This window comes from Leclercia sp. LTM14, assembly GCF_023736175.1.
In the GTDB taxonomy this organism is placed as follows: Bacteria; Pseudomonadota; Gammaproteobacteria; order Enterobacterales; family Enterobacteriaceae; genus Enterobacter; species Enterobacter barmai.
Map to the genome: position 1 here is coordinate 1 of NZ_JAIKTT010000016.1, position 18,004 is coordinate 18,004.

The 18,004-nt window shown below is 57.9% G+C and carries 19 protein-coding genes and 1 pseudogene; 9 read left to right on the forward strand and 11 right to left on the reverse strand.

Translation table 11 applies throughout. The features are described from left to right. Together K5I40_RS22495 and K5I40_RS22500 are read left to right on the forward strand one after the other, a co-directional pair. Positions 1-169, forward strand: a 169-nt coding sequence (locus K5I40_RS22495) for a carbohydrate porin (RefSeq protein WP_223074355.1), incomplete at its 5' end; no start/stop codon positions are given. Between the two features lie 223 nt (positions 170-392). Then, complete coding sequence (locus K5I40_RS22500; RefSeq protein ID WP_139563898.1) at positions 393-1,298, forward strand: DMT family transporter; 906 nt, start codon at positions 393-395, stop codon at positions 1,296-1,298. 99 nt (positions 1,299-1,397) lie between these two features. On the opposite strand, the gene nepI is transcribed toward K5I40_RS22500, so the two are convergent. The 3 genes from nepI to K5I40_RS22515 all read right to left on the reverse strand — a co-directional run bounded on the left by nepI (position 1,398) and on the right by K5I40_RS22515 (position 3,816). Beyond that, the gene (gene nepI, locus K5I40_RS22505) at positions 1,398-2,588 is read right to left on the reverse strand and encodes a purine ribonucleoside efflux pump NepI (RefSeq protein ID WP_223075651.1); all 1,191 of its coding nucleotides are present in this window, start codon (positions 2,586-2,588) and stop codon (positions 1,398-1,400) included. A 168-nt stretch (positions 2,589-2,756) separates the two neighbouring features. Further along, the gene (locus K5I40_RS22510) at positions 2,757-3,266 is read right to left on the reverse strand and encodes an SRPBCC domain-containing protein (protein WP_039032267.1); all 510 of its coding nucleotides are present in this window, start codon (positions 3,264-3,266) and stop codon (positions 2,757-2,759) included. 97 nt (positions 3,267-3,363) lie between these two features. Continuing rightward, positions 3,364-3,816: a DUF1198 domain-containing protein gene (locus K5I40_RS22515; RefSeq protein WP_039032266.1), complete on the reverse strand. Its 453-nt coding sequence runs from the start codon at positions 3,814-3,816 to the stop codon at positions 3,364-3,366. A gap of 100 nt (positions 3,817-3,916) precedes the next feature. Between K5I40_RS22515 and K5I40_RS22520 the strand changes: the two genes are divergently transcribed. Then, positions 3,917-4,819, forward strand: a complete 903-nt coding sequence (locus tag K5I40_RS22520; RefSeq protein ID WP_223075652.1) for a LysR family transcriptional regulator — start codon at positions 3,917-3,919, stop codon at positions 4,817-4,819. Positions 4,820-4,898: 79 nt separating this feature from the next. Further along, a complete protein-coding gene (locus tag K5I40_RS22525; protein ID WP_223075653.1) occupies positions 4,899-5,699 on the forward strand; it encodes an MBL fold metallo-hydrolase in 801 nt (266 codons plus the stop codon). A gap of 360 nt (positions 5,700-6,059) precedes the next feature. Here the strand turns inward: K5I40_RS22525 and K5I40_RS22530 are convergent, their stop codons facing one another. From K5I40_RS22530 to rbsK, 4 genes are all read right to left on the reverse strand, one after another. Continuing rightward, the gene (locus K5I40_RS22530) at positions 6,060-7,064 is read right to left on the reverse strand and encodes an alpha/beta fold hydrolase (protein ID WP_223075654.1); all 1,005 of its coding nucleotides are present in this window, start codon (positions 7,062-7,064) and stop codon (positions 6,060-6,062) included. A 160-nt stretch (positions 7,065-7,224) separates the two neighbouring features. Next, on the reverse strand, positions 7,225-8,235 hold the full coding sequence (locus K5I40_RS22535) for an aldose 1-epimerase family protein (RefSeq protein ID WP_223075655.1): 1,011 nt from the start codon (positions 8,233-8,235) through the stop codon (positions 7,225-7,227). A gap of 11 nt (positions 8,236-8,246) precedes the next feature. Beyond that, positions 8,247-9,563, reverse strand: coding sequence for an L-fucose:H+ symporter permease (gene fucP / locus K5I40_RS22540; RefSeq protein WP_039032262.1), 1,317 nt, complete (start codon positions 9,561-9,563; stop codon positions 8,247-8,249). A gap of 29 nt (positions 9,564-9,592) precedes the next feature. Then, a complete protein-coding gene (rbsK, locus tag K5I40_RS22545; protein WP_039032261.1) occupies positions 9,593-10,513 on the reverse strand; it encodes a ribokinase in 921 nt (306 codons plus the stop codon). Positions 10,514-10,836: 323 nt separating this feature from the next. On the opposite strand from rbsK, the gene K5I40_RS22550 reads away from it, so the two are divergent. Beyond that, the gene (locus tag K5I40_RS22550) at positions 10,837-11,628 is read left to right on the forward strand and encodes a DeoR family transcriptional regulator (protein ID WP_223075656.1); all 792 of its coding nucleotides are present in this window, start codon (positions 10,837-10,839) and stop codon (positions 11,626-11,628) included. A gap of 1 nt (position 11,629) precedes the next feature. Here K5I40_RS22550 and ilvN read toward each other — a convergent pair whose 3' ends face one another. The 3 genes from ilvN to ivbL form a co-directional block, all read right to left on the reverse strand. Further along, positions 11,630-11,917 (reverse strand): acetolactate synthase small subunit, encoded by a 288-nt coding sequence (gene ilvN / locus K5I40_RS22555; protein WP_039032259.1) that lies wholly within the window; start codon positions 11,915-11,917, stop codon positions 11,630-11,632. Positions 11,918-11,920: 3 nt separating this feature from the next. Further along, positions 11,921-13,609, reverse strand: coding sequence for an acetolactate synthase large subunit (gene ilvB, locus K5I40_RS22560; protein WP_223075657.1), 1,689 nt, complete (start codon positions 13,607-13,609; stop codon positions 11,921-11,923). A 99-nt stretch (positions 13,610-13,708) separates the two neighbouring features. Further along, positions 13,709-13,807: an ilvB operon leader peptide IvbL gene (ivbL, locus tag K5I40_RS22565; protein ID WP_138370925.1), complete on the reverse strand. Its 99-nt coding sequence runs from the start codon at positions 13,805-13,807 to the stop codon at positions 13,709-13,711. Positions 13,808-14,330: 523 nt separating this feature from the next. Between ivbL and tisB the strand changes: the two genes are divergently transcribed. The 4 genes from tisB to emrD all read left to right on the forward strand — a co-directional run bounded on the left by tisB (position 14,331) and on the right by emrD (position 17,036). Beyond that, on the forward strand, positions 14,331-14,420 hold the full coding sequence (gene tisB / locus K5I40_RS22570; RefSeq protein WP_039032257.1) for a type I toxin-antitoxin system toxin TisB: 90 nt from the start codon (positions 14,331-14,333) through the stop codon (positions 14,418-14,420). Between the two features lie 66 nt (positions 14,421-14,486). After that, the gene (locus tag K5I40_RS22575) at positions 14,487-14,780 is read left to right on the forward strand and encodes a hypothetical protein (RefSeq protein ID WP_223075658.1); all 294 of its coding nucleotides are present in this window, start codon (positions 14,487-14,489) and stop codon (positions 14,778-14,780) included. A 62-nt stretch (positions 14,781-14,842) separates the two neighbouring features. Next, positions 14,843-15,676, forward strand: coding sequence for a DMT family transporter (locus K5I40_RS22580; protein WP_223075659.1), 834 nt, complete (start codon positions 14,843-14,845; stop codon positions 15,674-15,676). Between the two features lie 175 nt (positions 15,677-15,851). After that, positions 15,852-17,036: a multidrug efflux MFS transporter EmrD gene (gene emrD / locus K5I40_RS22585; RefSeq protein ID WP_039032271.1), complete on the forward strand. Its 1,185-nt coding sequence runs from the start codon at positions 15,852-15,854 to the stop codon at positions 17,034-17,036. On the opposite strand, the pseudogene dsdC reads toward emrD, so the two are convergent. Beyond that, positions 17,037-17,963 (reverse strand): annotated as a pseudogene (dsdC, locus tag K5I40_RS22590) (DNA-binding transcriptional regulator DsdC). Positions 17,964-18,004: the final 41 nt, after the last annotated feature.

The window sequence follows — 18,004 nt, forward strand, 5'->3', positions numbered from 1 at the left end:
CCTGTCGCAGAACATGTCCATCGCCATGGGCCCGGAATTCCGCCCGATGCTGCGCTTCTACGTCACCGGCGGCAAGGTGGATAACGAACGCACCGCCCGGGTGAACAACACCAAAGACGAAACCCTCGACGACTTCAACGTCGGCGCGATGTGGGAGGCGTGGTTCTGAGGTAAAAGCAAAACGGCAACCAGGTTGCCGTTTTTAGTGTTTGCACCCTCTCCCAGTGGGAGAGGGCCGGGGTGAGGGCATCAGGCCGCACACCCCCATTGCGCCCGGCGGCGCTGCGCTTGCACGGGCCTACTAAATTCGTAGGCCGGGTAAGCGTAGCGCCACCCGGCAAGACCCGTGTTATGCTGCTGGCCTTTGAAAAGCCAATATTGCAGGGGAGAACATGGGTGCCACAAAAAAAGGGATGCTGAACGTCCTGATCGCCGCCATTTTATGGGGCAGCTCGGGGGTTTGCGCGCAGTACATCATGGAGAAAAGTCAGATCCCTTCGCCGTATCTGACCATGATCCGCCTGCTGTTTGCCGGCGTGATCCTGCTGACACTCTCATTCGTCCACGGTGACAAGATTTTCACGGTCATCAAAAATCGCAAAGACGCCCTCAGCCTGCTGATTTTTTCCCTGTTCGGGGCGCTGATCGTCCAGCTCACCTTCCTGGTGACGATTGAAAAATCCAACGCCGCTACCGCCACCGTGCTGCAGTTCCTGTCGCCGACCATTATCGTGGCGTGGTTCGCGCTGGCGCGCAAAAAGCGACCTGGCATCTTTGTGCTGGCGGCGATCATGACCTCGCTTATCGGCACCTTTTTACTGGTCACCCACGGCGATCCCACCTCGCTGACCATCTCTCCGGCCGCGCTGGCCTGGGGTATCGCCTCCGCCTTCGCCGCAGCGTTTTACACCACCTACCCGTCCACGCTGATCGCCCGCTACGGCACGCTGCCGATTGTCGGCTGGAGTATGCTGCTGGCCGGATTAATGCTGACGCCGTTCTACGCCGGGCGCGGCACCAGCTTCGTCATCGACGGCAGTATACTGCTGGCGTTCTTCTATCTGGTGGTGATCGGCACGGCGGTGACCTTCAGCCTGTATCTGAAAGGCGCCCAGATGATTGGCGGGCCGAAGGCGAGCATTCTGAGCTGCGCCGAGCCGCTGAGCAGCGCTCTGCTGTCAGTGATTTTACTGGGGGTGGCGTTTACCCTGCCGGACTGGCTGGGCACGCTGCTGATTGTGTCGTCGGTGGTGCTGATTTCGATGGATTCGAGAAGACGGGTTCAGAAGTCTGGGTAGCCATTACCCCTCACCCTAACCCTCTCCCCACAGGGGAGAGGGAACTGTCTTTTCTCCCTCGCCCCTTTGGGGAGAGGGCCGGGGTGAGGGGAAAATTACCTATTGCGCCTTCACTTTCCCCGCCACCAGCAGGGCCGTCAGCAGCATCAGCGTACCGGAAATCACCAGCGGTGATGTCAGCCCCAAATTATCCAGCGCGATACCGCCCACCGCCGCGCCGCAGGTGTTCGCCAGCTGGATCACCGCCACCTGAATGGAACCGGCTTTTTCGGCCTGATCAGCAAGGGAACGGGTGATCCACGTCGACCAGCCCACCGGGATCAGCGCAAAGGCAAAACCCCAGATAATGGCAATCGCCGAGGCAACCCACTTGTCACTCCCCCACAGGATCAGCACGGCAGCGCTAATGGCCAGTACCAGCGGTGCGCCCGCCAGTGCCACTTTCAGGGAGCGTTTCAGGAACTGCGCCGAGAGCGAAGTGCCGACAAAGCTGGCGATACCGAAGCTTAAAAGCACCAACGTCAGGCCGTCGACGTTAAATCCGGCCAGGGTCGTAAACACCGGGCGGATATAGGTAAAGAAGGCGAACTGCCCGGCGAAGGCCATAAAGATGGCGGTCATCCCCGCCAGCACGCCGGGGCGTTTCAGCAGGCTGAACATGTTCTGCTTGTGATGCGCGGCTTCGCCCGGCAGCGACGGCAGCGCTTTCCACACCCACAGAATACAGAGTACGCCCATCACCGCCGCGCCGTTAAAGACGTTGCGCCAGCCGATGATGCCCCCGAGGAAACTGCCCAGCGGCGCGGCAATCACCAGCGCGATGGAGACAGCACCGAAGATCACCGACAGCGCTTTTGGCACGGTACGCGCCGGCACCAGGCGCATGGTGAGCGAGGCGGACATCGCCCAGAACCCACCGAGTCCCAGCCCGAGGCAGGCACGCCCTAACAGCAGCAGGGTGAAGTTATCGGCAAACGAGACCAGCAGACAGGAGAGCGTCAGCAGGACAGAAAAGAGGATCACCACCTTGCGGCGATCGGTGGTACCAATCGCCTGAGTGATGAACAGGCTGGCAAACATGGCGACAAAGGCGGTAACGGTGACGGACTGACCCGCCAGCCCTTCGGAAATGCCCAGATCCTGCGCCATCGGTGTCAGCAGGCTGACCGGTAAAAACTCCACGGTAATCAGGCAGGCGACGCAAAACGCCACGGAAAAAACCGCCGACCAGTTTGGGCGGGAGACCGCCCTGGCATGGGGCGAAGGGGCGGATTGGATCTGTTCTGTCATGGCATCACCTGAGGAGAAAACGAGCGGGAAAGCCGTGCAGTTTAACAGTTAAAGTGTGATCTATTTAACGTTTAGACAACTTTTGGCACTTTTTGCCGGGCGGCGCTGCGCTTGCACCGGCCTACAGGTCTCGTAGGCCCGGTAAGCGTAGCGCCACCGGGCAAAAAATTACCCTCGCGCCGCCTTCGCCAGCCCGACAATCCACTCCTGATGGCCGTTGATCATCGGATTCGGCACGGTGCGCGCCAACTCCTGCGCCGGAACGCCTTTCTGCGACTCCTGGGTCAGGATGCGTACCCGGTTGCCGGGCAAGTCTTCAAACAGCCAGGCGTGGATAACGTCGAGGCGCGAATTCGCATCCCCTTCCACCCAGCCGTGCCAGGCAATACGCGCGGCCTGCCCTGCCACCGGCGGCACGTATTCAGTGATCTGCGCTTCTACCGGGAAGCCAAAGGTAGTGAAGCGAAAGCGGGCGTTGGCGCTTAACGCCGGGCCGCTGCCGTCGTGAAAGCGAATGTCTTCGGCATTGCTGTAGTATCCCGGCCACCGGGAGGTGTCATTGAGCTGATCCCAGACTGCCTGGGCGGTCAGCCCGGCGACGATGATTTCGTTGGATGCAAAGTTGTCGGTCGTGCCTGGCAGGAAGTCCTGCGGCCAGATAATGGCTGATTGTTTCATGGTTCACCTCATCCTGTTGTTGATGAGGCAATGGTGCGCCGGGCAGTGGTATAAATCTAATGACGATGATTTATAATCCTCATCACGGTTGGTGATATCAGTGCAGGAAAAAGACCCCCTCTTCCGGCAGGAAGAGCTGGTTATAGCGCAGCTGGAAGGCGTTAAGGTCGTACGGATCGGGCTCCATTTCGCGCATAAAGCCGAGCGCCAGACGAACCTGGGCATCGGTGATGGGCGCGGCGAGACGCGCCTTGCGCAGCAGGCGATACCAGGTAAGAAGATTATTTTCGCTGCTGTCTACAATGCACACCTGCCAGATCAGCAGCACCTGGGCGGCATTTTGCAGATGCGCTTCGTCGGGGCGTTCAAGGTAGCGGATAAACTCATTGCCGGCGCTTTTGCCAAACTGGTCGATCATCGACTCCAGCGGCACAGGGGTGATCCCCAGACGTTCGCTGAGACGACGAATGGCGCGCCGGGAACCCGACGTCATTACGCGAAAGCCCACCACAAACACCACGGCAAGCGTAGCCAGCATTATCCAGACCATGCACTCTCCTTACGATTAGGCGAGCATAATATCGGGAAACGCAGCGCGTCGACAGCGTACAAAGTCGTATTAATGCGCACAAAACAGGTGGTACAAGGCGATGAAAACGGATATCCGCACCCTGGATTTGAATCTTTTAAAAACCCTGGATGCCCTGCTGGATGAGCGCAGCGTCACCCGTGCGGCAGCGCGCCTGTCGCTGACCCAGCCCGCGGTCAGCGGCATGCTCAATCGACTGCGCGATTACTTTGACGATCCGCTGTTCATCCGCGTGCCGCACGGCATCGTACCGACCACCCGCGCAGAAGCGCTGGCCGCGCCGGTGAAACGTATCCTGGCGGATATCGACGTCCTGCTGCAGCCTACCGAATTTGATCCCCTCAGCGCCAGCCTGACCTTTACCCTTGCCGCCACCGACTACGCCCTGCGGGCGGTGGTTGTGCCCTTTATTGCCGCGCTGAAAGTCCAGGCACCCGCGGTGCGCGTGCGCGTTGTGCCGGTCGAGCCCGACCGCCTGGTAAGCCAGCTTGAACAGGGGAAGATAGACCTGGCCCTGCTGACGCCCCACACCACACCGGACGAACTGCACAGCCGCGCGCTGTACGACGAAACCTATGTCTGCATGATGCGCGCCGACCACCCGAATGCGGGCAAGTCGCTGACGCTGGAGCGGTTTTGCGCCCTGGAGCACGTGCTGGTCTCCTATGAAGGCGAAAGTTTTCATGGCGTCACCGACGACGCGCTGGCGCGGATTGGGCGCACGCGTTACATCGGGTTATCGGTAAGCAGCTTTCTGGTGCTGCCGGAGGTGCTGGCGATCAGCGACATGCTGGCCGTGGTGCCCGCGCGGATGGCGGAGAACCGGCAAGGCATGTGGGTCGGCGAGGCACCCGTCGACATTGCGGGGTTCACCAAAAGCATGGCCTGGCACGGAAGAACGCACCGTAATCCCGCGCAGGCGTGGCTGCGCGGGTTGCTGCTGGAGACCAGTCAGCGCGTCTGAAGAAAGAATATCAACGGTGTATTATCGATGAACATCCGGACCGCCGATAACAAATCCATACTTCAGGGAAAGAGCAAACATGGTCATAAAAATCAACGTATTGCTGGAAAACCGACTTAACGCCAGCGCTAAGAATTTGCTACATGCTAAAGCTGGGCTAAGTCTGTTGATACAGGATGAAAATGATTCAATTCTGTTTGATACCGGACCTGATGATAGCTTCCTGCATAACGCTGCCCTTATGGGGATCGACTTGACCCAACTGACCGCAGCCGTACTTTCACACGGCCACTATGACCATTGTGGCGGTGTTCCGTGGTTACCGGAGAATTGCCGGATCGTATGCCATCCCCTGGTGGCCGAAAAGCGCTACGCGGCAGTAAGGTTTCCAGGCTTTACCGCCAGAATAAAAAAATTGTCGTTGAATAATGATTATTCACGGTATCGCATGGAGTACAGCGCAACGCCACTTCATCTTGGTGAGCGTTTCATATGGTCAGGAGAAATCCCTGTTGCTCATCCGCGCGCGTACGGTGTTATGGGCGATAAAAATGCGACAGTGGACTATGTAAAAGATGAAGGCGTTTTGATCTATAAATCTGAGCATGGCCTGGTCATTTTTATCGGCTGTGGACATCGGGGACTCATTGATATTGTGCGTCACTGCCAGAGAATAACAGGCATAAATCATATTCACGCCCTGTTCGGTGGTTTTCACCTGCGCAGCGCCTCCCCCCGTAAGCTCTGGGCTATCAGGCAGTTTTTGGACGACCTTAAACCCGATAAAATAATGGGCTGCCATTGTACCGGTAAATGGGGGAGCTTGTGGTTGCCGAATTCAGTTAATCCGGCAACAGGCGATGTGTATGTTCTGGGTTAGGATCTAAATAAATAAGGTTGCTATTACTGCTATCCCACTAAAAAGTACAGGGAGCTGATCATTGTACAAATAAGAACATTACAACTTAGAACAATCCTTTTGTTGAAAGTATCGAAAGAACTCATTCCATCGATAACGCCAGTCAGGGTTCCCGTATAAGAGCCGCAAGAATCAATATGCACCGAACCACACGAATTCTTTACCGTAAGCGTCGGCGTGTAAGAAAGCTGCGTACGCTTTTCACAATAGATTTTATGCTCTTTTAATACCATGAGCATTTCCATCAGGACAATACAGCCGATGGCTGCTGCACCGCAATCCCGCGCAGGCGTGGCTGCGCGGGGTGATGCTGGAGACCAGTCAGCGCGTCTGAAGCCCCTTCAGCAGCGCCTCATGGAAACGCGCAGGATCCTGCATCTGCGGGGCGTGGCCCATATCGTTAAACTCGACAAGCGTGGCCTGTGGGATCCGCTTCGCCGTCTCTTTGCCCAGCACCGCGTAGTTGCCAAGGGTTTTGCGGATCTCAGGCGGGGCGAGATCTTTTCCGATGGCGGTGTTGTCCTTCGTGCCGATCATCAATAATACCGGCATCTTCAGCTCGCTGAATTCATAGATAACCGGCTGGGTGTAGATCATGTCGTAGAGCAGCGCCGAGTTCCAGGCCACGCGCTCTTTGCCCGGCCCGTTATTGAGCCCGGCGAGCATGGTGATCCAGCGTTCATATTCCGGCTTCCACTCCCCGGCGTAGTAGGTGTTTTTCTCGTACTGGCGGATGCCGTCGGCGCTGGTTTTCAGCTCGCGCTGATACCACTGGTCAACGGTGATATGCGGCACGCCGCGCGCCTTCCAGTCCTCAAGGCCAATCGGGTTGACCATCACCAGTTGCTCTACCTGCTGCGGCCACATCAGCGCGTAGCGGGTCGCCAGCATGCCGCCGGTGGAGTGCCCGATGACGGTGACGCGATCGACGCCCAGCTCCTTCAGCAGCGCATGGGTGTTATCCGCCAGCTGCTGGAAAGTGTACTGATACCGCTCGGGCTTGGTGGATTTGCAAAAACCGATCTGATCGGGGGCCACCACGCGGTAGCCGCTGGTGGTAAGGGCCCGGATGGTGGCATCCCAGGTACCGGCGCAGAAGTTTTTACCGTGCATCAGCACCACGGTGCGGCCGTTGGCTTTTTCCGGCTTCACATCCAGATACGCCATATCCAGAGACTGGTTTTGCGAGGTAAAGGTGAAGTGTTTCACCGGCCAGGCGTAGTCAAAACCTTCCAGCTTCTCGCCGTAGGCGGGGGTATCCGCAGCCATCGCGGGTGAGGCAAGCGCCACCAGCAGCGCCAGGCAGGACAATCGTCGGGTCAACATGCAAGCTCTCCATTAGCAAAGGGGCTAAGGCTGCGCGAAAGGCGGCAGCAAAATAAAACTGTAGAGCATGAGGCGGGGCGGGTGTGTAAAGCGGGGTAAAGCCAGGGCAAGGGTGTGAAAGCGCCGGATGGCGGCGTAACGCCATCCGGCACTGTCGCCGTCAGAGGATCCCGGTTGTCACCGTAAAACGGCGGGTTTCAGCCGGAGCCAGTTCAATCAGGCTGCCGCTACGCCGGGCCGCGAGGAACCCTTCCGGACGACAGGTGGCGGGGAGCACGAAGGCCGCCACCTGCTGGTCGCCGTTGTAGAGGATCCAGCGGGTGGCGTAATTCAGCTCCGCGCTGGCAAAGCGGGTCACGAACGTGACGCCATCCGGGGCGATCATACGAAACTCCGGTTGTGCGGTGTAGCGATCGAGCCTGTCGGCAAAAAAGACGATTTCCGGATCGTAATAGTGCGGCTCGTCCAGCGCCTTCAGGGAGGCCTCGCCCTGCTGCAAACGCTGGTTGAACGCCAGCCACTGTTCGGTGGGCTTCACGTGTGCCGGAACCGACTCCCGCAGCGCGATCGCCTCATCCGGCACGTTCTGGCTGAAGGTCGCCCCCGCCACGTAGGCATAGTTCATGTGGCACATGTACTGGAGCGGCATCGGCACCGACGCCAGGTTGGTTACTGACATGGCGATATCGAACAGGGCGCTGTCCTTGCGCAGCGTGACGGCGGGCTGCGCCTGGTAGTGATGACCAAATCCCATCACATACTCATAGCGCCCGGTCACCGTCAGGCTGTCGTCGGTCAGCACCAGCCAGGCTTCATCCATGGGCGCACAGGGCATTTCGCCGTGCAGCGGATGGCTGTCCTCCGGCGACGGGCAGCCATTCGCCAGCAGGCCAGAGTGGAAGGCGAAGCAGCCATAGGTTTCGACCACCTCTTTTGCCGCTTTAGGCTGGCTGAACATATTGCGCATCGTCAGGTCGTGGCCGTCGAACTCCGCATCCCAGATCATCTGCCCCAGCCAGGGCAGGATCACCAGATGACCGCGGCGGTTTTGCACCCGCAGCCCCTCCACGCCACTGGCGTAGCGAAACGCCGTTACCGTGAAGTCATCGTTTTGTAGCAGGGTGCGCGGCTGTTCGGTAAAGAGCGCGCGCCACAGGGGAAGTTGCGTCATGGTGATCCTCCTCAGGAAGCGGTGGCTTCGGTCAGCTCGCGGCGCACTTTGCTCTCACGCCAGAAGTAGAAGCCCACATAAACAAAGCACAGCATCGATACCAGGAACGAGGCCTGCAGGGAGTGGAACAGATCGGCCACATAGCCCTGCACCGCTGGCACTACCGCCGCGCCGACAATCGCCATCACGATCACCGCCCCGGCCATTTCGGTATGCTCGTTGTCCACCGTATCCAGGGTCCCAGCGTAGATGGTTGCCCAGCATGGCCCGAAGAGAATGCTCACCAGCACCGCGACATACACCGCGCTGAAGCTTGGGGCCAGCGCCACGTACGCCAGGAACAGCGCGCCGATCACCGAGTACATAATCAGCACCTTCGCCGGGTTAAAGCGGGTCATCAGAATGTTGGCGACAAACTTGCCGATGAAGAAGCAGGCAAAGCTGTAGACCATGAAGTTAGAGGCGTCGCGCTCGTTGATATCGCCCAGCTCCAGCGCCAGACGGATGGTGAACGACCACACCGCCACCTGCATGCCCACATAGAGGAACTGCGCCACAATACCGCGACGGAAGCGGGCATTGGTGGCGAGGTAGCGCAGGGTATCCATCGCCGACGGCCGTTTATGCTCCGCGGTTTGTGCCACTTTGCAGGTCGGGAAGCGGGTTAACAGGAACAGCACCATCACCACCACCAGGACCATAATCATGTACCTGTAGGGCTCCAGGGTGTTCTCCAGCATCAAAATCTTAAAGTTGTGGATCTGCTCAGCATTCATGCCCGCCATCTGTTTTTCCAGGCTGTCGCCTTCGGAGAAGACCAGATATTTACCCAGCAGGATGCCGGCGGCAGCGCCAATCGGGTAGAAGGTCTGGCTGACGTTCAGGCGCAGCGTGGCGTAGGCTTTCGGGCCGATCATCGAGCTATAGGTGTTAGCCGCCGTTTCGAGGAAGCTCAGACCGATAGCGATGGCAAAGATCGCCGCCAGGAACATGGTGTAGGTTGCCATGTGCGAGGCGGGGAAAAAGAGCGTGCAGCCCACAATATAAAGCGTTAAGCCGATTAAGATCGCTACTTTATAGCTGGTCTTTTTAATGACCAGCGAGGCAGGAATAGCAATAAGGAAATAGCCGCCATAAAACGCGCTTTGCACCAGCGCCGAAGCAAAATTACTCAGTGCAAAGACGCTTTTAAATTGCGTAATTAAAATATCATTTAAAGCAGCAGCGCATCCCCATAACGGGAATAAGCAGGATAACAAAATAAACTGGAACAGAGGGGTTTTATTCAGATAGCCGTCAGGCATCTGAATGATGTTTTTATCGTTCATAGTGCTACCTTTTATTTCGCAGGGTTTTATTATTCGTTCAATGCCAGGAACTCATTGAATTGTTCAATGCTGGGGTAAGACGACTGAGTACCTTTCCCGGTGACGCTGAACGCGGCAAAGAGAGCGGCTTTTTTCATGGCGGCTTCGACGTTGCCGCTCTGGACGTAATAGTGGGCAAAACAGCCAATAAAGGCATCGCCCGCTCCGCTGGTGTCGACGGCATTCACTTTAAAGGCCGGGACCACGACTTCTTTATCACGGGTGAGCCACAGCGCCCCTTTTTCACCCATGGTGACGATAATATTGTTCAGCCCTTTATCCACCAGCGAGCGGGCAGCCAGGCAAATATTCTCGTAAGTGTTTACCGGCATACCGGTCAGAATTTCCAGCTCGGTTTCATTCGGCACAAAGAAATCACATTTACAGGCGTAGGACATGTCTAATTCACGCAGCGCCGGGGCCGGATTTAATAAAACCTGAATACCGTGCTTTTTACCAAACTCAATGGCGTGATAAACCGTCTCAAGCTGCACTTCGAGCTGCAGGACAATAAGCTGACACTTTTTCAGATCGTCTGCCGCGCGGTCGATATCTTCCGGCGAGAGGAATTTATTGGCACCCTTCACAATCAGAATGCTGTTGCTGGAGTTGGCGTTCACAAAGATGGGCGCCACGCCGCTGCTGGTGCACGGCACTTTTTCCACATAGGTAGTATTGATGCCCCAGGATTCCAGGTTACGGATGGTGTTATCGGCAAAGATATCGTCACCGACTTTGGTGAGCATCATCACTTTTGAGTTGAGCTTGGCCGCTGCCACCGCCTGATTCGCCCCTTTGCCGCCACAGCCAATCTTAAAGGCCGGGGCTTCGAGCGTTTCGCCCTCTTTCGGCATCTGATTAATGTAGGTGATGAGATCCACCATGTTGGAGCCGATAACCGCGATATCCATGTTTACTACCTCTCTGAAACAATCACATAACAATGATATTATCGTAACATTATCATGTTATTTCCGTATCATTTGTGACTGCGATCGCGATTAGCAGATCCATTAACGCTGTTTAATGATTAATCAACTCGCGGAGTGGAAAGTGAGATGTAACGACGGGAATTCCAAATTAAACCATTAATTACAATAGATTGAGTGGTAAACGCAGTTTGAGAAGTGACTTTTCTTTCCGGCCGGGCGGCAGTATAGTATGACGCAACAAAAATGTTCCTGACGCATCATCAATGTGTTTTAAGGAACATCACACCGTGCGGAGAGGGTGAATGGAGACGAAGCAAAAAGAACGAATCCGGCGTCTGGTTGAGCTGTTAAAGAAAACCGACCGCATTCACCTGAAAGATGCCGCCCGGATGCTGGAAGTCTCCGTCATGACCATCCGACGCGATCTCAGCCCGGACAACCATGATACCGTCCTGCCCCTCACCCTGCTGGGCGGCTATATCGTGATGGTCAATAAACCGGCCACCGCCCCCGCAGCACCCGTGGTGCGCAGCCAGACCCATCATCCCGACGACCTGCCGATCGCCATTCTGGCGGCCGGCATGGTGGCGGAAAACGATTTAGTGTTTTTCGATAATGGCCCGGAAATGCCGCTGGTCATCAGCATGATCCCCGACGACATCACCTTTACCGGCATCTGCTATTCCCATCGCGTGTTTATGGCGCTCAATGAGAAACCGAACGCCACCGCGATCCTGTGCGGCGGTACCTACCGGGCAAAAAGCGATGCGTTTTACGACACCAGCAACCCGTCGGTGCTGGACTCCCTCAACCCGCGCAAGGTGTTTATCTCGGCCAGCGGCGTGCATGAGCACTACGGCGTGACCTGGTTTAACCTTGACGACCTGGCCACCAAGCGCAAAGCCATTCAGCACGGTATCCGTAAGATCCTGCTGGCCCGCTACGCCCTGTTTGATGAAGTGGCGCCCGCCAGCATCGGGCCGCTGTCGGCGTTTGACGTGCTGATCAGCGACCGCCCGCTTCCGGCAGACTATCCGGCCCACTGCCGGAACGGTTTTGTGAAGATTATTACCCCGGACGCCGCCGGGGAGTAAGTTACTCGAAGAACACCGCAATTTTGTTAAACATGGTCGGATCGGACTGGTTACGCACCACTTTCACCACGTCTTCCAGCTTGTCGATCTGCGCCATCATCTGCTCCAGACGCTGATCGTCATTCACCAGCAGCCAGATGCGGCTGTGCTCGCTGCCCTGAATGGGCAAACAAAGAATGCCTTCCACGTTGAACGCCCGGCGGGCAAACAGCCCGCAGACGTGGGTCATGACGCCAGGGTGGTTGCGGACGGTGAGTTCCAGAATGACGTTATCATTTTGCTTCTGCATGGCTTATTCCCCCACCATTTCTGTATTGGCCGCACCCGGCGGTACCATCGGATAAACTTTTTGTTGTTGATCGATACGCACGTGGATCAGGGCCGGGCCCGGACGTGAAATCGCCTCCTGCAGCGCGGCCTGCGCATCCGCTTCGGCGTTCAGATCGCAGGTGTAGAGGCCAAACCCGGCGGCAATCTGCATAAAGTTGATCGTGCCCGGATAGGTGGCGGCAAACACCCCCTGCTTGTAGAACAGGCTCTGCTGCTGATGCACCAGGCCCAGCGCCTCGTTGTTCATCAGGATGATTTTCACATCCAGCTGGTTTTCCGCCGCGGTGGCCATCTCCTGAATGTTCATCATCAGGCTGCCGTCGCCGGAGAAGCAGATCACCTTGCGATCCGGGTTCGCCAGCGCCGCACCCACCGCCGCAGGCAGGCCAAAGCCCATGGTGCCCAGACCGCCGGAGGTCAGCCACTGGCGCGGACGGTTCAGCGGATAGGCCTGGGCGGTCCACATCTGATGCTGGCCCACGTCGGTGGTGATGATGGCGCTGTCGTCCACGCAGGCGGCTACGGCGTTAATCAGCCCGTAGTGGCTCAGCGGATCGCCTTCAGTCGGGATGGCGCCCGGGAACTCCTGCTGCAGGCCGCTCACCTGCTCGCGCCACGCGGTGCGCGGAGTGGCGTCAATGTGCGGCAGCAGCTGCGCCAGCACCTCGTTAACATCGCCCTGGATCGCCACGTGCGGCTGCTTGATTTTACCCAGCTCCGCGCGGTCGATATCCACGTGAATGATTTTGGCGTTCGGGCAGAACTGCTCGGTTTTGCCAATCGCCCGGTCATCAAAACGCGCCCCGAGAACGATCAGCAGATCGGCTTCCTGCAGAATAAAGTTGGTGCTGCGCGCGCCGTGCATCCCGAGCATGCCCAGCGACAGCGGGTGCGCTTTTGGCAGCATGCCCAGCGCCATCAGGGTCATGGTGGTCGGCAGATTCGCTTTTTCAGCCAGGCTGCGCACCGCGTCAGGCGCATCAATCACCCCGCCGCCCAGATAGAGCACCGGGCGCTGCGCGGCGTTAATCATGGCTGCGGCTTCGCGCACGCTGTCAGCGCTGAATTCCGGCGATGGCGCGCGGGTGCCCGGCTCAGGCAGCACGTCGATCTCAATTTCAGCGGTCTGCACATCCTTAGGAATGTCTATCCACACCGGACCCGGACGACCGGACTGGGCGATGCGGAACGCATCGCTGATAACCTGCGGTAATTCGCTGATATCACGCACTAAGTAGTTGTGCTTGGTGATGGGGATAGAGATGCCGTAGGTGTCTACTTCCTGAAACGCGTCGGTGCCGATCATCGAGGCGGGCACCTGGCCAGTAATGCAGACTAACGGGATGGAGTCGAGGCGCGCATCGGCGATGGCGGTCACCAGGTTGGTGGCCCCCGGCCCGCTACAGGCCATACAGACCGCCGGTTTGCCCTGCGTACGGGCCATGCCCTGGGCGATAAAGCCTGCGCCCTGCTCGTGTCGCGCCAGCACGTGGCGGATCTGCGTGCTCTGGCTTAAGGCGTCATACAGCGGGAGTACCGTCCCGCCAGGAATACCCGCAACCGTGGTAATGCCCTGACGTTCCAGCAGATGAACGATTAACTGCGCGCCTGTGAAACGCGTCTTGTGTGATGTTGTGCCCGAACTTGCCATGCTCCAGTCCTTCTTATGGGCCGACTTTCCGGGAGGCTTTAAACAAAAACCCCGCCGGTTTGCGCCGGCGGGGTTTGGAATCGTGTGTTGATCCAGTCCCTACGGCGCATTGCCGACGACGACCACCACACGCACGACGACCACTGCGGCTGGGTGCGCAGTTTTTAGTAGGGTCGAGGTCAGCATGGAAGAGGTCATTAGGAACCTGTCTCTGGAATCATTGAGTGGATTTATACAAGCACAGGTTTACAGACGAGACAATGGAATTATTTTCATCTGCCTGAAAATGCGTCAGGGATCACGTTTCGTTTGTCGGGTGATGAAAACAAAAACCCCGCCGGAGCGAGGTTTTTTTAACAGCGTTTGCGGCTGGTGACCGCAGAGCACACTGTGTTACGTCAACGCACGAAGTATACGCGATCGCACAGGAACGCGCAATTTTCGGCACGAATTTTGACGCATTTGAGTATGGATCGCTCTTCACGTTTTGTCCATAAATTACTGTTCATATATACAGTATTTATCTATACTGGGTGTGTTCACAGGGTGTGAGGGGAGCCGCTCGTAGTACACCGGCGCAACGAAGTCCTGGCTGAAACGGGTGGTGCCGTCAGCGCCTCCACTCCCCACCTGAGCACACTGTGTTACGTCAACAAAGGTGCTGGTCACAGGCGGCGGAAAGGTACGCCAGCATCGTGCTCCTTAACCAGAGGAGACGCGTATGAGCGTAGTGGATATGGTTGTACTTATCCTCAAACTCATTGTTGCAGCACTGCAACTGCTTGATGCTGTCCTGAAATACGTTAAGTGATTCAGGTTCAAGCCGCACCGAAGAGGGGCGGGAAACCGCCCCTCTTTAATAACGAGGGAATGCGCTATGTTGCGTTTGTTAATTGAGCCCGTTACGCCGGACGAACCGGGGTATATCGCGCTGAAAACCGAGAGCACCGCGCTCAACTTCAATATGCTGCGCAGGCTCGAAGAGAACTGGGAACGGGGTGAAAATCGCTTTAACGCCCCGGGTGAAAAGCTGCTGGGGGCGTTTCTGAACGGCAAACTGGTGGGAATTTGCGGGCTAAACCGCGATCCGTTCAGCCAGCAGCCGCGGGCTGGCTTTACGCTGGTCGTGGATGAGCCGCGCGTGACGCACCGCCTGTTCTGCGCGGTGTAACTGGCTGGCACACCTCAGCCATGAATGTTAAGTTCTGGTGACAATACATCACCAGACACGCCATGACCCTGACCGTTTTCTGCATTCTGCTTTTTGCCGCGCTGCTGCACGCCAGCTGGAACGCCATCGTCAAAGCCGGGACGGACAAACTCTACTCCGCCATCAGTGTGAGCGGCTCCGCAACGCTTATCGCCCTGATCTGCCTCCCTTTCTCTCCCCAGCCCTCAATGGCCAGTTGGCCTTATTTGATCGTCTCCTGTGCACTGCAGGTGGTCTACACGGTGCTGGTGGCGAAGACCTATCAGGTCTCCGATATGAGCCAGACCTACCCGCTGATGCGCGGCACCGCGCCGCTGCTGGTGGCCTTGATTAGCGTGTTCACCCTGGGCGATACGTTATCCGGGCTGGCATGGACCGGCATCGCCGTTATCTGTCTGTCGATTCTGGTGATGGCGATAAACGGCCGAATGCAATCGCGCAAGGGGATCTGGCTGGCGCTGATTAACGCCTGCTTTATCGCCGGGTATACCCTGGTGGACGGCACCGGAGTACGGTTATCGAATACCGCCCTGGGCTACACGTTCTGGACCTTCTTTATGAACGGTTTCTGCCTGCTGTGCTGGGCGATGGTGACGCACCGCCGGGAGGCGTCCGGCTACCTGCGCCTGCACTGGAAAAAGGGGCTGCTCGGCGGCGTGGCCACCATGGGCTCCTACGGGCTGGCGCTCTGGGCGATGACTCAGGCACCGCTGGCGGTAGTGGCGGCTTTGCGTGAAACCTCTATTCTCTTTGGCGCGCTTATCGCTTTTATACTTTTAAAAGAGCGGGTTGCCGCACTGCGCATCGCGGCCGCGGTGGGCATTGCCGCTGGCGCAATGCTGTTGCGCCTGGCCTGATCCGCTGGCAACATTAGTTGCCGTTCTTGTTTACTTATCCTGCCTTTCTGCCCTCCTCCATTCACCACCGCAAGGCTTAACTTGTCATCTCACTGTGGTAGATTCCTCGCGCATTTATGGGAATGCGCAGTTACTTATTCTTTATTTCTCACTTTTGGCAAAAGTATTCAGCGACATGAAAAGGCAGCGGAACGTTAATTTACTCTTGATGTTGATCTTGCTGGTGGCCGTCGGTCAGATGGCGCAAACCATCTATATCCCGGCCATTGCGGACATGGCGAAGGAACTCCAGGTGCGTGAAGGGGCGGTCCAGAGCGTGATGGGCGCCTATCTGCTGACCTATGGCGTGTCGCAGCTCTTTTACGGCCCGCTCTCGGATCGCGTCGGCCGCCGTCCGGTGATCCTGGTCGGGATGACCATTTTTATGGTAGCTACGGTCATCGCCATGACCACCCACAGCCTGAGCGTGCTGATTGCCGCCAGCGCGCTGCAGGGCGTTGGCACCGGCGTCGGCGGCGTGATGGCGCGCACCCTGCCGCGCGATCTCTATGAAGGCAGCCAGCTGCGTCATGCCAACAGCCTGCTGAACATGGGCATCCTGGTCAGCCCGCTGCTGGCCCCGCTGATTGGCGGCCTGCTGGATACCGCCTGGTCCTGGCGCGCCTGCTATGGTTTTCTGCTGGTGCTGTGCGTCATCGTCACCTTCAGCATGGCGCGCTGGATGCCGGAAACCCGGCCCGCCGAAGCGCCGCGCACAAAGCTTCTCACCAGCTACAAAATCCTCTTCGGCAACGGGGCGTTTAACTGCTACGTGCTGATGCTGGTGGGTGGCCTGGCGGGTATCGCGGTATTCGAAGCCAGCTCGGGCGTGCTGCTGGGTGCCGGGCTCGGCCTCAGCAGTATGGTGGTGAGTGTTCTGTTTATCCTGCCGATCCCGGCGGCGTTTTTCGGCGCCTGGTTTGCCGGTCGCGCCAACAAACGCTTCTCCACCCTGATGTGGCAGTCGGTGTTGAGCTGCCTGCTGGCGGGGCTGATGATGTGGATCCCGGGGCTGTTCGGGGTAATGAACGTCTGGACCCTGCTGATCCCGGCCGCGCTGTTCTTCTTTGGCGCGGGGATGCTGTTCCCGCTGGCGACCAGCGGCGCGATGGAGCCGTTCCCGTACCTCGCGGGTACCGCCGGGGCGCTGGTGGGGGGTTTGCAGAATATCGGCTCCGGCGCGCTGGCCTGGCTCTCGGCGATGATGCCGCAAAACGGCCAGGCGAGCCTCGGGCTGCTAATGTTGCTTATGGGCCTGCTGATTGTGCTCTGCTGGCTGCCGCTGGCCTCCCGCGCCTCGCACCACGAGCAGGCGGTGTGATCAGCCAGCTTTTTCCTTGAGCCAGTGGATAAAGGCATCAATCTTTGGCCACTGGCGCCCGGGGAGCGTGGAGACGTAATAGTGCTGGTGGCATTTCAGCGTCTTCTCGCCAAAGGGCGCAATCAGTTCCCCGCGCTCAAGATGCTTTTGTACCAGCCGCTTGCGTCCCATCGCCACCCCGACGTGATTTATCGCCGCGCTGACCGCCAAATCGGAACGATCGAAACCCATCCCCGATGATGGCGGCAAATTCACCGCATAATGACGCGCCCAGCTACCCCACTCATCCGTACCGGAATCGTTGCTCTATGCCTGTCGATCATGCAGCAGAGTGCATTGACGCAGATTATCCAGGCTGGCGGGCAGCTGACGCTCCCGGGCATACTCCGGTGAGCAGACCGGCAGGATTTCCTCGTCCATCAAAAAGTGATGGGAGAGCTGGTTTGGCGGCATATCGTCGAAATAAATCGCCAGGTCGACGCCGGTTCGCTGCATATTGACGTAATCATTGCCGGTCAACAGCGTGAGAGAGATCGACGGATAGCGGCGGGTGAAGTCTCCCAGCATGGGCACCAGCCAGCACTGGGCGAGTGACGGACGTGAGTAGACGGTCAGGCTGCCGGACAGGGCCTGGTTCCTGATGTCGAGGATCTCCTGATTCAGCGTATCCAGCGACGATTTCAGGGTCCAGTAAATGCGTTTTCCCTCCTGGGTCAGCTCCACTTTGCGGTGCGAGCGAATAAACAACGCAATCCCCAACTCCTCTTCCAGCAGGTTGATTCGGTGGCTTACCGCGCTCGGGCTTAGGGAAAGCTCTTCCGCCGCCAGCGCGAACGACTCATGGCGTGCCGCCACCTCAAAGGTATGCATCTTCGACAGCTGCCAGCCGTTCAGTAAGCGATTCTTCGCCTCTCTCCCCTCGTTCATCACGCCGCCCTCCTTCCTCTCTTTATCGCGCCCAGAATAGC